This is a genomic window from Pseudomonas sp. RIT-PI-r, assembly GCF_001297015.1.
Classification (GTDB): Bacteria; Pseudomonadota; Gammaproteobacteria; order Pseudomonadales; family Pseudomonadaceae; genus Aquipseudomonas.
Map to the genome: position 1 here is coordinate 63,776 of NZ_LIGE01000046.1, position 14,076 is coordinate 77,851.

Sequence of the window (14,076 nt, forward strand, 5' to 3'; positions counted from 1 at the left end):
TTCACTCGACAGCTCCTACAGGAGTGCATTCCAACTGTGGGAGCGAGCCTGCTCGCGAATGCGCTGTGTCATTCAATGTTGATGTTGACTGACACGGCGTCTTCGCGAGCGAGCTCCCACAGAGGGTTTATGGTGTTTAGGTGATCGGGGAATAGCCTTCGATGTCGTCGGGCCAGGCGGTGAGGATTTCGAAGCCCGTCTCCGTCACCGCCACCATATGCTCCCACTGCGCTGACAACGAGCCATCCTTGGTCAGCACCGTCCAGCCATCGGGCATGTTCTTCACATGGCGCTTGCCGGCATTGAGCATCGGCTCCACGGTAAAAATCATCCCCGCCTTCAACTTCATGCCTTGATTGGGAAAGCCGTAATGCAGGATTTGCGGTTCATCGTGATAGACCTTGCCGATCCCGTGCCCGCAATACTCACGCACGACGCTGAAGCCTTCCTTCTCCGCCAACGTCTGGATCGCGTGGCCGATATCGCCCAAGGTGGCGCCCGGCTTGACCACGCGAATCCCCGCGCACATGGCGTCATAGGTAGTCTTGATCAGATGCTGCGCCTCGGGTGTTGCCTCACCGACCACGTACATGCGGCTGGTGTCGCCGAACCAGCCGTCCTTGATCACCGCGATATCGAGATTGACGATATCGCCATCCTTCAGCGGTGTGCCCGACGGAATGCCGTGACAGACCACATCATTGACCGAGGCGCAGACGGTTTTCGGAAAGCCGTGATAACCGACGTTGGCCGGCACTGCTTTTTGCACATTGACGATGTAGTCGTTGCACAGTTGATCGAGCTGATCAGTGGTAACGCCGGCCTTGACGTGTGGCACTAGCATCGCCAGCACTTCAGCGGCGAGTTTGCCGGCAGCGCGAGATTGCGCGATGTCGGCCGGGGTGTTGATCTTGATCTGGTTTCTCATGCGCTGACGGCTTCCTGAGTCAGTTGTTGCAGATCCAGCCCGCCGTTCTGTTCGGCGCGGATCAGCAAGCGGCAAATGGCGCTGTGGTCGAGGTTGGGATGCAGTTCGGCGAGCATGCCGATGCGCATCCAGTGCTCGGCCTGCGCGTTGATCGAGCGGCTGAGGGCGTTGCTGGAGATACGCAGGTTCTCGTGCATGTCCTCTGAAATCTTTACGATGCCCATATATGAATCCGATACGATATATATATGGAACGTATATTAGCCAAGCCTTATGCGAAATTGCAAATCAACCCAGCGCCGCGTCGAAAAACGATGAGATGAGCCGACTGGAACGCCGCTCGGCCAGACAATACAAATACGTTTCCGTAAACAGCTCCTCGCCTTCGATTCTGATCGTGCGTATTTTGGGGTCAGCAATAAACTCCGCTTCCGACACCACCCCCAACCCCAACCCACGCACCACCGCTTCCCGCAACGCCTCACGACTGCCGATTTCCATGGCGATGCGCGGTTTGACCTGCGCCGCATTCAGCGCCTGCTCCAGCACCAGCCGCGTGGTCGAGCCGGGTTCGCGTTGCAGCAAACGCTGCCCTTCCAGTTCCTCCAGCCGCACGCTGCCACGATTGGCCAGCGGATGCTCATGGTGCGCAAACAAGATGATTGCGTGCCGCGCATAACGCACTGAACTCAACGCCGGATCATCCTGACGCCCAGCCAACACGGCGATATCTGTCACGTAATTTTCCAGATCCGACAACACTTGCGCCGAGTTGCCGACGCGGATCGACACGTCGATATTCGGATGCTGTTGCAAATAACTGTCGACCATCTCGATCACATGAAACGGCCCCACCGCACCGACCTTGAGCTGGCCGCTGTCGAGCCGCCCGGAATCACGCATCAGGTTATGCGCTTCCAGTTCCAGCAGGGCGATGCGCTGAGCGATAGGCAGCAGTTGCCGACCCACATCCGACAACTCGATCCGCCGCCCACGCCGGTGGAAAAGCTCAACATTGTGCTGACGTTCCAAGGCCTGCACCTGAGTGGTCAGGGTCGGTTGGCTCAAGCCTGACGCCCGCGCCCCGGCACTGAAACTGCCGTGGCGGGCGACGGCCAGAAAGGCCCGCAACTTAGCGCTCGACATCCATAGACTCCATCAATAGTTAACTGCCGTTTCCCATATTGAATTGATTGAATGACTGTCACGTGACAGACCTAGCCTGTGGCAACTCCCAACCACACCGTGGAATGCCATGAAAACAATTAACCAGTTTCTGCGTGCCGCCAGCCTTGCCGTACTTGCCTTGAGTGCCAGCCAGGTCTGGGCCAAGGACAAACTGACCATTGGCCTGATCCCTTCGGAAGACTCCCAAGCGATGATCGAATCGAGCAAACAAGTGCTCGACGATCTGCAAACCAAAATCGGCATGCCGGTGGTGCCGTTCGTGGCCACCGACTACAACGGCATCATCGAAGCGCTGCGCTCGGGCAAACTCGACGTCGCCTACCTCGGGCCGTTCTCCTACGTGCTGGCGACCTCGGTGGCGGACGTCGAAGCGTTCTCGGTGGCGGTGACCAAGAAGACCGGCCAGAGCGCTTACAAAAGCGTGATTCTGGCACGCAAGGACAGCGGCATTCATTCGCTGGCCGACCTCAAGGGCCATACATTCGCGTTCGTCGACCCGAGTTCGGCATCCGGTCATCTGTTCCCGAAAGCAGGATTGGAGCAGGCAGGGTTCGCCCCGGACACGCTGTTCAAACGGGTGATTTTCTCCGGTTCCCACGACGCCAGTATCCTCGCGGTCGAGAACAAGAAAGTAGACGCCGCCGCCGTGGCTGACCGCATCTTCGCCAGCGCCGTGGCCAAAGGCGTGGTCAAGCAGGATGACTTCGAAATTGTCTGGAGTTCCAAGCCGATTCCCGAATCGCCGATGGTCTGGCGCAAGGCGCTCGATCCGCAACTGAAGAAGAAAGTCGCCGACGCGCTGGCCTCGATCAAGGACGTGCCGTGGGGTGATCAGGGGGTGCTCAATGGCTTCCAGCCCACCACCGACGCGTCCTATGACGTGGTACGCGAAACCGCCAAGGTGCTCGATCTCGATTTGCGGAGCATGAAATGATCAGCATCCGTCAATTGACCAAGCATTACGGCAGCAACCCGGTGTTGCGCGGCATTGACCTTGACGTCGCTGCGGGCGAATTCGTCGTGGTGCTCGGTCAGTCGGGCGCCGGCAAATCGACTTTGCTGCGTTGCATCAATCGCTTGGCGCAGGCCGACAGCGGCACGTTGAACGTGGCAGGCATTGATGCCCTCGCCTGCCCCGACACCAGCGTTTTGCGCCGTGAAGTGGCGATGATTTTTCAGCACCACAACGTCGTGCCGCGCCTGAGCGTATTGAAGAATGTGCTGACCGGGCGCCTCGGTTCCGTCGGCACCCTCGCCTCGATTCTGCAACTGTTTCGCCGTGACGATGTGGCGCTGGCAATGCAATGCCTGGAGCGCGTCGAACTGGCGCACAAGGCTGGTGAGCGCACCGATTCGCTGTCCGGCGGGCAGAAGCAGCGCGTCGGCATTGCCCGCGCCTTGGCGCAGCGGCCGCAGGTGATTCTGGCCGATGAGCCGATCGCCAGCCTCGATCCGAAAACCGCGCGCCTGGTGTTGCAGTACCTGCGCGATGCCACCCGCGAACTGGGCATCACCGTGCTGTGCAATCTGCATCAGGTCGAATACGCCCGCGAGTTTGGCGACCGCGTGGTCGGCCTCGCTCACGGCAGTCTGGTGTTCGATGGCCAAGCGTCGAGCATGACCGAAGCGGATCTGGCGCGAATCTATCCGGGGCAATCCACAGAGTTCTCCGCTGACATCCCGACGCCCACCCTGTCCTACCGCGCTGCCTCGAGGGCCTGAACATGCAATCGCAAAACTATCAGTGGGTCGGCGATCGTCCGCGTGGCCCGCGCAGATGGCTGACCACCGGTGCCGTCGTCCTGATCGTGCTGTGGACGCTGAACTGGAGCGCGCAAGGTGCGCAACTGAGCCTCGGTGAACTGGCCGCCGGGTTGCCGCAGATCGGCGACTTTCTCTCGCGTACCTTTCCGCCGGACCTGAGCATCCTCCCGCGACTGCTGGCGCCGGCAGTGGAAACCCTGCAAATCGCCATCTGGGGCACCCTGCTCGGCGTGTTGCTGGCGATTCCGCTGTCGTTTCTCGCCGCGCGCAATCTGAGCCGCAATCGCTGGCTGTTTCACACCACCCGTCAGGCGCTGAATTTCACCCGCAGCATCAACGAACTGATCCTCGCGCTGATCTTTGTCTCGGCGGTCGGCCTCGGCCCGTTTCCCGGCGTACTGGCGCTGGCGCTGCATGGCCTGGGCATGCTCGGCAAGTTCTTCGCCGAGAGCATCGAAGAGATCGACCAAGGCCCGATTGAAGCGCTGCAAGCGACCGGGGCGCGACCGTTGCAGGTCATCGTGTTTGGCGTCCTGCCACAGGTCATCACGGCGTGGATTGCCGTGATTCTCTATCGCTTCGAGGTCAATCTGCGCTCGGCCACGGTGCTCGGCATGGTCGGCGCTGGTGGCTTGGGTTTCGAACTGGTGAGCAGTCTGAAGTTGTTCAAATATCAGGAAACCGCGACCTGCATCATCGTTATCACCTTCATGGTGATCGTCGCCGACGCCATCTCCAGTCGCCTGCGCGCGGCGATCCAGAGCGGTTCGGCGCACTAGCGCAAGGCGGCTATCGGCTGAGCCGATTCAAACCTGCGATTTATCGATTTGTACCGTTGTCGACCGCCATCGAGTATGTGGCCACACGACAACAACAAGAAGGATCCACCATGACTGCCCGTTTTCAGAACCCCGTCGATACCCGCTTCGGCTGGGGCAGCCTGCAAGACCTCGCCGCCATCACCGAGCAACAGCGCGTCGCCCTCGTAACCTTCCCTGAAGCCCGAGGGCTGGGCTTGGTGGACCGTTTGCAACGCTTGCTCGGCGAACGTCTGATCTACATTGTCGAAGACGTCCAGCCCAACCCCGACGTCGGCCATCTGCGCAGCACTTACGAGCATTTCTGGCAGCACGCCGGCGACTGTGACGTGGTACTCGCCGTGGGTGGCGGCAGCGCCATCGACACCGCCAAAGCGTTGATCGTCGGCACCGAATCCGGGCATTTCGATGAACTGTTGGCGCTGCTGGCGGCCGGCAAACCGTTCACCCCGGCACGCTGCAAACAGTTGATCGCCGCGCCGACCACCGCCGGCACCGGCAGCGAAGTCACGCCGTGGGCGACGATCTGGGACAGCGCCAGCCAGAAGAAATACTCGCTGCACCTGGATTGCACCTGGCCGCGCGTGGCGATTATTGATCCGCAATTGATGCTCACCGTACCGGCCAGTGTCACCGTTTCCACCGGTCTCGATGCGTTGTCCCACGCGCTGGAAGCGATCTGGAACGTCAACGCCAACCCGGTCTCCGACACCTTCGCCATTTCTGCGATTGAGGACATTCTCGAATGCCTGCCCCGTTTGCACAAAGACCTGTCGAGCCAAGAGTTGCGCACGCGCATGGCACTGGCCGCACTCAAGGCCGGGCTGGCGTTTTCCAACACCAAAACCGCGCTGGCGCATTCGATTTCCTATGAGATGACCTTGCGCCACGGCTTGCCCCACGGCATCGCCTGCTCTTTCACCCTGCCGTTGGTGCTCGGCTTGGCTTGGGGTCATGACGCAACACGTGACCGCATCCTGCAACGGGTATTCGGCGAAGATCTGCTCACTGCGCAACAGCAATTGCGCGAGTTCCTGCACAGCCTCGGGGTAAAGACCGAGTTTGCCGATTACGGCGTCTCGGCCAAGGACGCCGAAGACATCATCCACCTCGCGATGCAGGGCGCGCGCGGCAAGAACTTCATCGGTTCACAAGCCGCCTGACCTCGCCCGCAACCTGAACGACCCAAGCACAGCCGGCGGCGTACAACGCCGCGGTGATTTCCTGCCGCACCAAAAAAGAGTGCACCCGCCGACGACAAACGGCGGGAACCCACAACAATAAGGAAAAGATCATGAATCGTGCCGAAACAATGCCTGGTCTCGCCGTCCGTTCTGCCTCGTTCCGGGTCGCGCAGTGGCGCATGCTGCTGGCGGCGATGTTCTGTTACCTGTTTTTCTACACCGGGCGGCAGACCTTCGGTTTTGCCATTCCGGGGATTCAGGCCGAGTTCGGTTTGAGCAAGGAGACCCTCGGATGGGCGTCTGCTGCAATGCTGTGGGCCTACGCGATTGGTCAGGCGATCAACGGCAACCTCGCCGACAAGTTCGGTGGCCGGCGCATCATGACCCTCGGCGCAGTGCTGTCCTGCGCGGCGAACTGGGTGACCAGTTTTGCCGGCGGTTTCACCAGTCTGATCCTGCCGTGGGGCGTCAACGGCTACTTTCAGGCCTTGGGCTGGGCGCCGGGCGGTCGGTTGATTGCGAATTGGTGGGCGGCGGGCGAGCGCGGCAAGGTCTATGGCTTCTACACTTTCGCCGCCGGTTGCGCGTCGATTCTGTCGTACGTCACCTCTATCGTCGTGCTCGAAGTGCTGCAACTGGAATGGCGCTGGATCTTCCGTTTGCCGGTGCTGCTGATGCTCGCCGGCGGGATCATTTTCTATCTGGTTGCCCGTGAACGGCCGCAGGATCTAGGCTTCGAACCGGTAGGTGATACTGGCGTGGCCAACGCCGACGACAAACATCAGGAAGCCGCGCATGGCGAAGTGGAGACCTCGGCACAACGCTATAAAGCCGTGTTGAAGAATCCTCGTTTGCTGATCGCCGCGCTGTCACTGGGCTTTCAAAACGCGGCGCGCTACGGCTTGATCGTTTGGGTACCGGTGCACTTTCTCGGCGCTGACTGGAAAAGCGGTGACGGCATGATCGATCCGAAATGGATCACCGTCGCCCTCCCCGTCGGCATGGCAGTCGGTGCACTGAGCAACGGCTGGGTGTCGGACAAGTTGTTCGGCTCCAAGCGGTATCTGGCGATCATGCTCTACATGTTCCTCGGCGCCGCGACCAGCCTGTGGATGTGGAGCCTGCCGCCGCACAGCGTGATCGGCCTGGTGGCGTTGTTCCTTTGTGGCTTCTTCGTTTATGGCCCGGCGTCGAGTTTCTGGGCACTGTGCCCGGATCTGGTCGGTGCCAAACGCGCCGGTACGGCGACCGGGATCATGAATTTTTCGTCCTACCTGTTCGCCGGATTGGCCGAGCCACTGATCGGGCGTCTGCTTGACACCACGGCAAACACGTCTCTCATCTTCATAGTGGTCACCAGCGCCTGCCTGTGCAGCGCGGCAGTGGCCTTGTTCATTCGACGCTGACGGGGCTTGCATGTACCAGTATCACAAGTGGTTGCGTTCGTTCCATGCGGTGGCCAAGACCGGCAGTTTTACCCTTGCTGCCGAGTTTCTCAGCGTCGGTCAGCCGACCGTCAGCGAGCAGGTCAACGCGCTGGAAAACACCTTCTCGGTCGAGCTGTTCCATCGGCGTGGACGCTACATCGAGATGAGTGCAGCCGGACACAAGCTCTACGCCATCACCCAAGGCCTGTTCGGTCAGGAGGATGAGGCCGTGCAGCTGTTGCAGAGTTTCAAGCAGCGCAAGACCGGCATGTTGCGCCTCGGCGCAGTGTCGCCGCCGATTGCGATGAACCTGACGTATGAGCTGATGCAGCGCCACCCGGATATCGAACTGGAAACCTCGTTTTCTTCGGAAAAGGACACCCTGGCGCGGCTGTTCAACTTCGATATCGACGTGGCGATTCTGGCGCTTTCGGAATTCGATGAGCGCTTCCATACGCGGCTGTATCACCGTTATCCGATCATCGCTGTGGTGCGCGATGACCATCCGTGGGCCAGTCAGGCGCAGGTACACATCAACGAAATCAGCCGCGAAAAATGGGTGATGCGCGAGCAAAGTGCGCGCACCCGCCAACTGGTGGAAGAAAGCTGCAAGCGCCTCGACATCGAGCTCAATTGCGTCATGCAACTCAACAGCCGCGAAGCCATCGTGCACGCCATCGTCAAGGGCATCGGCATCGGGTTTGTCTCGGCCGTCGAGTACGCCGAAACACCCGGCACCACTCCGATCACCTTTGTCGGCCACCCGTTCTTTATCGAATACCACCTGTGCTGCCTCGGTATCCGCAGGAACCGGCCAGTAATTGCCGAACTGTTTGATGCGAATCCACCGCTGACCTGATCAGCACTGACCCTTGAACCGCCTACCTCATCACCGAGGGACGGCCCACGCTTACCTGAAAACGGAGATTGACCATGCAGTACCAACAACCGACTCACCTGCAAGCCGCGATCCTCGACTGGGCCGGCACCGTTGTCGATTTCGGCTCGTTTGCACCGACGCAGATATTCGTCGAGGCCTTTGCCGAGTTCGGCGTCGCCGTGTCGCTGGAAGAAGCGCGCGGGCCGATGGGCATGGGCAAGTGGGATCACATCCGCACCCTGTGCAACCTGCCGCAGATTGCCGAGCGTTATCGTGCGGCGTTCGACCGCTTGCCGAGCGATGACGATGTGACGGCGATCTACGAGCGCTTCATGCCGTTGCAAATCGAGAAAATCGCCCTGCATTCGGCGTTGATCCCGGGCGCACTCGAAGCCATTGCGGCGTTGCGCAACAAAGGTTTGAAAATCGGCTCGTGCTCCGGTTATCCGGCGGTGGTGATGGCCAAGGTCGTCGAACTGGCGCGGGAAAATGGCTACGTCGCTGATCATGTCGTCGCCACCGATGAGGTGCCGAATGGCCGGCCATATCCGGCGCAGGCATTGGCTAACGTGATTGCCTTGGGCATCGATGACGTGGCAGCTTGCGTCAAGGTCGACGACACCTGGCCGGGGATTCTCGAAGGGCGCGCCGCCGGTATGTGGACGGTGGCGTTGACCTGTTCCGGCAACGCACTGGGCCTGACCTATGAGCAATACAAGGCGTTGCCGTCGGATCGACTGGCAGAGGAACGTGCGCGGATCGGCAAGATGTTCGCGCCTTCACGTCCGCACTACCTGATCGAAACCATCGCCGAACTGCCTGAGGTCATCGACGACATCAACGCACGCCTGGCGCGCGGCGAAACCCCGCAAGCCTGCTGACGCATCCCCCTTACCCCTGATCGTTCCCACGCTCCGCGTGGGAATGCAGCCCGTGACGCTCCGCGTCACTGGACGCGGAGCGTCCCTAGAGGCATTACCACGCGGAGCGTGGGAACGATCAGTTCGCGGCATTGCCAAATCGCGGGCAAAAAAAAGCTGCCAAATTCGGCAGCAAAAACTTTAAGAACACGCGATGTATTGGCCTCAGCATAGACGCCGGATAATGACAGTGTCATGACAGCCGCACATTCATTGAACCGCCCCCACCCCGTCATCAGGATGTCATCAAGATCACGGCAGAATCCTCGCAAACCGTCTTGAGCCTCGCGACGGATGCTCTGCAAGGATTCCCATGAAAGACGACGCCTCGCTGTTTGCCGCCATCGACCTGGGTTCGAATGCCTTTCGCCTGATGATCGGCCAGTCGGTGCGCAGCCGAAAGGGCTTGCAGATTCAGGAAGTGAAAACCTTGCGCGAACCGGTGCGGCTTGCCGAAGGTTTTGACGGCGGTGTGCTGGATGCGTTGGCACTGGATCGTGGCTGGCAGGCGTTGGCGCGGTTCGGTAAAAAACTGCGCGGTTTCGAGGCCGGCCGGGTTCGTGCGGTGGCGACCAGCGCCGTACGCGAGGCCGATAACGCGCAACTGTTTCTGGCCAGTGCCGAACGGCATCTGGGCTTTCCCATCGATGTCATTTGCGGCCATGAAGAGGCGCGGCTGGTCTATGCCGGCGTGACTCACGCCTTGCCGAGCGCCGCAGACATGCGCCTGGTGGTCGACATCGGTGGCGGCTCCACCGAGCTGATCCTCGGCCAGGGTTCACAGCCGTTGCTCACCGAAAGCATCGCCATCGGCAGCGGCACGCTGAGCACGCGGTTCTTTCGCGGCGGTGATCTGTCCGCCGGCGCGCTACAGGCAGCCGAACGCTTCGCCATCCTGCAGTTTGAAAGAGTTGCACGACGCTACCGTGCTCAGGGCTGGCAGCAGACCATCGGTTCCTCCGGCACCGCACGCATGCTCGCCAAAGTGCTCAAGGCCAATCGTCTCAACGACTTCGGCCAGGACGGCATCACCTACGGCGGGCTGCTGCGCCTGTCGCTGCTTTTGTTGAAAGTGAACAACGTGCAACAGCTCAAGCTCGCCGGCCTGCAACCCCATCGCCAAAGCATTCTGCCTGGTGGGCTGGTGTTGATGCTGGCGGCCTTCAAAGTGTTCGGCATTGCGCAGATGGTGCCCTCCGAACCGGGCCTGCGTTTAGGCGTGCTGCACGGTTTGATGAGCCAACACTAATCCTCGCCACGGCAGATTCGTCTCCCCTTCAGCGGCTCGATCGACTACCATGCCGCCGCCGGTTCCCGAACGGGAATAATAGGGAATCCGAGGTGCTTGCTCAGCACTGATCGGAACTGCCCCCGCAACTGTAGGTGCCGAGCCTGCTCCACGACTGCCACTGGGTGAATCCCGGGAAGGCCGGAGCCAGGCGATGACGCATCAGTCAGGAGACCTGCCGGCACAGTGACTACTAACCGGCGGGGTGTCCGGGAAGGACATCGTGCCGTGCGCGTCTTTGTTTGATGACCGGCCTTGCGCTGTTTTCCTGACCGCGCTCGATGGTGTGTTTCCCGACCGTACTCTCCCGCTCCCCGTACGGTTCCCTCGGAGACTGCCCCATGCTGCTGCCCCGCATCGCCACCCTCATCACCGGCCTGACCCTTGGCGCCTTGGCGCAGGCGGCCCCGACGGTGTATCCGCTGACGGTCGAGAACTGCGGCAGCACCCTCACCTTCCAACACGCACCGACGCGCACCGTGACCATCGGCCAGGCCGGCACGGAAATGCTCTACGCCATGGGCCTGGGCGACAAAGTCGTCGGCACCTCGCTGTGGTTCAACAATGTGCTGGCCAAGTACAAGCCGCAGGACGACAAGATCGAGCGTCTGGCCGATAACGAACCGAGTTTTGAAGCGGTCATCGGCAAGCGCCCGGAACTGGTCGCCGTGGAGCTGGAATGGATGGTCGGCCCGCAAGGCGCGGTCGGCACCCGCGAGCAGTTTCATGAATTGAAGATTCCGACGTACCTGCTGCCCTCCGATTGCGAAGCCAAGGACAACCTCGTTGGCGCCGACGGCACGCGGCTGGCACCGTTTCGCATCGATACGATTTACAAAAGCGTGAGCCAACTGGCGCAAATCTTTGATGTGCAGGATCGCGGGCAGCAGCTCAATGATCAGCTCAAGGCCAGCCTCGCCAAATCCATCGCCACCGCCCAGGGCAAACAGCTCAAGGACGCCAGCGCACTGGTCTGGTTCTCCAGCGCCGAAATGGACATCGAGCCGTTTGTGGCCGGGCACAAAGGCATTCCCGATTTCATGCTCAGCACCCTCGGCGTGCGCAACGTGGTGGAGTCCGATGAAGAGTGGCCAACGGTTGGCTGGGAAACCATCGCCAAGGCCAACCCGACCTTCCTGGTCATCGCGCGCATGGATCGTCGACGCTTTCCCGCCGACGACTATGAAAAGAAACTTGCCTTCCTGCGCAGCGACCCGGTGACGCGCAACATGGACGCGGTGAAACACAACCGCATCATCATTCTCGACGCCATGGCCATGCAGGCCAGCCTGCGCATGTTCGACGGCATCGAGCAACTGGCCACGGCCATCAACGGCTATGACCTGTCGCAATGAGTGCCAGCCTGATCCGCACGCTGCTGGCCCTGGCGACACTGTTGATGGCAGTGGTCGCTGGCGTGGCCATCGGTGAAACCTCGATTGAACCGGGCGTGGTCGTGCAAGTGCTGGCGAACAAATTGTGGGGCGCCGGGTACGCGCTGGATCCTATCGACGAAGGCATCGTCTGGAACTATCGCCTGACCCGCGCACTGGTCGCGGCCGCATGCGGTGCCGGACTGGCGACGTGCGGGGTGATTTTGCAGTCGCTGTTGCGCAACCCGCTGGCCGATCCCTATCTGCTGGGGATTTCTGCCGGCGCTTCGACCGGTGCGGTGATGGTGGCGTTACTCGGTGTTGGCGCCGGTATCATCTCCTTGTCAGTCGGTGCCTTCGCCGGTGCAGTCACGGCGTTCGTGCTGGTAATTGTGCTGGCGCGGGTCAGCGGCTCGGCCAGTGGCACCGGGCAAATCATTCTCGCAGGGATCGCCGGTTCGCAGCTGTTCAATGCACTGACGGCATTTCTGATCACTCGCTCGGCCAGTTCCGAACAGGCACGCGGGATCATGTTCTGGCTGCTGGGTAATCTTGGCGGCGTGCGCTGGCCATCGGTGTGGCTGGCGGTGCCGGTGGCCGTGGCGGGATTGGTCGTGTGTCTGTGGCATCGGCGGGCGCTGGATGCGTTTACCTTTGGCGCCGATTCCGCTGCGTCCCTGGGTATACCGGTGCGGCGCGTACAGATTTTGCTGATTGGTTGTGCGGCGCTGGTGACGGCGGTGATGGTGTCGATCGTCGGCTCGATCGGTTTTGTCGGGCTGGTGATTCCCCACGCCGCGCGACTGTTGCTCGGCACCGGGCATGCGCGCCTGCTGCCGGCCAGTGCGTTGGGTGGCGCGGTGTTTCTGATTGCCGCTGACGTGTTGTCGCGCACCTTGATCAAGGGTCAGGTGATTCCCGTCGGGGTGATTACCGCCTTGGTGGGCGCGCCGGTGTTTGCCCTGATTCTGGTGGGTCGGAGATCAGCGCGATGAGCAGTGTTCTGAGTTGCTCCGGGTTGACCTTCAAGGTGCGCGGCGCCGAGTTACTCAACGGTGTCAGCCTTGAGGTTCAGCGCGGCGAAACGCTGGGCATCGTCGGGCCGAATGGCTCGGGCAAATCCACCCTGTTGAAGTTGCTGGCCGGGCTGCGTGAACCGAGCGCTGGCGTGGTCCTGCTTGAAGGTCAGCGCTTGAGCAAAATGGCCCGGCGCAGCATTGCGCAAAAGCTTGCGGTGGTCGAACAACAGGCCGACACCGATGACGGCATCCGCGTCTTCGATGCGGTGGCGCTGGGACGCACGCCTTGGTTGTCGGCGCTGCAACCGTGGTCGCAGGTGGACGACGCCATCGTTGAGCAGGCGTTGACTGACGTTGACGCGATGCACCTGCGCACCCGTCTCTGGCGCAGTCTGTCCGGCGGCGAGCGACAACGGGTGCACATCGCTCGGGCACTGGCGCAGCGACCGCAAATCCTGTTGCTGGACGAACCGGCCAACCACCTCGACATTCAGCATCAACTGACCATTCTCAACGTGGTGCAGGCGTTGCCGGTGACCACGCTGATCGCTCTGCACGATCTTAATCAGGCGTTGAAATGCGATCGTCTGGCGGTGCTGGAGCGCGGGCGACTGGTGGCGTTGGGCGAACCGTTGGCGGTGCTGACACCGCAGCGCTTAAAGGAGACGTTCGGGGTCAGGGCGCACTATTTGACGGACCCGTTTGATGGGGCGCAGATTCTTCGATTCCACTCATGACGGCGTGCATGTGCGTGGTCTGCCAGACCGGGTCAGCGTCGACGTCAATAATCCCGAAACCCTGCCGTTGCCAGAACGCGATGGCCCCCGGCAGAAACGGATGGGTGTGCAGGTAGATCACCTCAACTCCGTCGGCGAGTGCCAGTTCCTTGAGTGATCGATACAGCGCGCCGGCCAGCCCTGAGCGGCGCTGCGATGGCAAGACAAACAGACGGACGATTTCCATCACTTTAACGTCCGGATAGAGCAAGTGCGGGAAGCGCCGGTCATAGGCGAGATAGCCGATGGAGGCAACGATCTGCCCTTCGTGGCGAGCGATCAGAAAGCGCCCTGCCCCACGCAGATAAACCTCGGTGAACCGCGCCAGATCATCAGGCATGCCCGTCGCGCTGAGCTTGGGGAAAAGCTCGGCACGGGCCTTTAGTACAAAATCAAGAACTTCAGGAATGTCGGCGTCGGAAACAGCCTGGATAACGGGTTGATCAATCATGTAGCGGCAAACACCTGGACTGCGGCTGACTACGGTAGCAACAACATGTCCCGCGAAGCC

At 61.0% G+C, this 14,076-nt stretch carries 15 protein-coding genes and 1 riboswitch; of the genes, 11 read left to right on the forward strand and 4 right to left on the reverse strand.

Annotation, left to right across the window (positions count from 1 at the left end; translation table 11 throughout):
* Positions 1-136: 136 nt before the first annotated feature.
* From map to AK821_RS27095, 3 genes are all read right to left on the reverse strand, one after another.
* Positions 137-928 carry a type I methionyl aminopeptidase gene (gene map / locus AK821_RS27085; protein ID WP_064392984.1) on the reverse strand — a complete coding sequence of 264 codons (792 nt, stop codon included), beginning with the start codon at positions 926-928 and terminating at the stop codon, positions 137-139.
* Positions 925-1,152 carry a ParD-like family protein gene (locus tag AK821_RS27090; protein WP_007918027.1) on the reverse strand — a complete coding sequence of 76 codons (228 nt, stop codon included), beginning with the start codon at positions 1,150-1,152 and terminating at the stop codon, positions 925-927. Before AK821_RS27090 ends, map begins: the two co-directional genes overlap by 4 nt.
* A 64-nt stretch (positions 1,153-1,216) precedes the next feature.
* Complete coding sequence (locus AK821_RS27095) at positions 1,217-2,074, reverse strand: LysR substrate-binding domain-containing protein (protein ID WP_064392985.1); 858 nt, start codon at positions 2,072-2,074, stop codon at positions 1,217-1,219.
* 109 nt (positions 2,075-2,183) lie between these two features.
* Here AK821_RS27095 and phnD point away from each other — a divergent pair, with 109 nt between their 5' ends.
* The 11 genes from phnD to AK821_RS27150 all read left to right on the forward strand — a co-directional run bounded on the left by phnD (position 2,184) and on the right by AK821_RS27150 (position 13,526).
* Positions 2,184-3,050 (forward strand): phosphonate ABC transporter substrate-binding protein, encoded by an 867-nt coding sequence (gene phnD / locus AK821_RS27100; protein WP_082355497.1) that lies wholly within the window; start codon positions 2,184-2,186, stop codon positions 3,048-3,050.
* Entirely contained in the window at positions 3,047-3,838 is a 792-nt protein-coding gene (phnC, locus tag AK821_RS27105) for a phosphonate ABC transporter ATP-binding protein (RefSeq protein WP_064392986.1), read from the forward strand. The genes phnD and phnC overlap by 4 nt, the downstream gene beginning before the upstream one ends.
* Positions 3,839-3,840: 2 nt before the next feature.
* Complete coding sequence (phnE, locus tag AK821_RS27110; protein ID WP_064392987.1) at positions 3,841-4,659, forward strand: phosphonate ABC transporter, permease protein PhnE; 819 nt, start codon at positions 3,841-3,843, stop codon at positions 4,657-4,659.
* Positions 4,660-4,769: 110 nt separating this feature from the next.
* Positions 4,770-5,861 (forward strand): iron-containing alcohol dehydrogenase PsrA, encoded by a 1,092-nt coding sequence (psrA, locus tag AK821_RS27115; RefSeq protein ID WP_064392988.1) that lies wholly within the window; start codon positions 4,770-4,772, stop codon positions 5,859-5,861.
* Positions 5,862-5,992: 131 nt separating this feature from the next.
* The gene (locus AK821_RS27120; protein WP_064392989.1) at positions 5,993-7,288 is read left to right on the forward strand and encodes an MFS transporter; all 1,296 of its coding nucleotides are present in this window, start codon (positions 5,993-5,995) and stop codon (positions 7,286-7,288) included.
* Between the two features lie 10 nt (positions 7,289-7,298).
* Positions 7,299-8,168 carry a LysR substrate-binding domain-containing protein gene (locus tag AK821_RS27125; RefSeq protein WP_064392990.1) on the forward strand — a complete coding sequence of 290 codons (870 nt, stop codon included), beginning with the start codon at positions 7,299-7,301 and terminating at the stop codon, positions 8,166-8,168.
* A gap of 74 nt (positions 8,169-8,242) precedes the next feature.
* Complete coding sequence (gene phnX, locus AK821_RS27130; protein ID WP_064392991.1) at positions 8,243-9,070, forward strand: phosphonoacetaldehyde hydrolase; 828 nt, start codon at positions 8,243-8,245, stop codon at positions 9,068-9,070.
* Positions 9,071-9,422: 352 nt separating this feature from the next.
* A complete protein-coding gene (locus AK821_RS27135) occupies positions 9,423-10,358 on the forward strand; it encodes a Ppx/GppA family phosphatase (protein ID WP_064392992.1) in 936 nt (311 codons plus the stop codon).
* 42 nt (positions 10,359-10,400) lie between these two features.
* Positions 10,401-10,594, forward strand: a riboswitch (cobalamin riboswitch).
* A gap of 144 nt (positions 10,595-10,738) precedes the next feature.
* The gene (locus AK821_RS27140) at positions 10,739-11,752 is read left to right on the forward strand and encodes an ABC transporter substrate-binding protein (RefSeq protein WP_064392993.1); all 1,014 of its coding nucleotides are present in this window, start codon (positions 10,739-10,741) and stop codon (positions 11,750-11,752) included.
* 8 nt (positions 11,753-11,760) lie between these two features.
* Entirely contained in the window at positions 11,761-12,765 is a 1,005-nt protein-coding gene (locus tag AK821_RS27145; RefSeq protein ID WP_177330988.1) for a FecCD family ABC transporter permease, read from the forward strand.
* Complete coding sequence (locus AK821_RS27150) at positions 12,762-13,526, forward strand: ABC transporter ATP-binding protein (protein ID WP_064392995.1); 765 nt, start codon at positions 12,762-12,764, stop codon at positions 13,524-13,526. Before AK821_RS27145 ends, AK821_RS27150 begins: the two co-directional genes overlap by 4 nt.
* On the opposite strand, the gene AK821_RS27155 is transcribed toward AK821_RS27150, so the two are convergent.
* A complete protein-coding gene (locus tag AK821_RS27155) occupies positions 13,465-14,016 on the reverse strand; it encodes a GNAT family N-acetyltransferase (RefSeq protein ID WP_064392996.1) in 552 nt (183 codons plus the stop codon). The genes AK821_RS27150 and AK821_RS27155 overlap by 62 nt on opposite strands.
* Positions 14,017-14,076 lie beyond the last annotated feature (60 nt).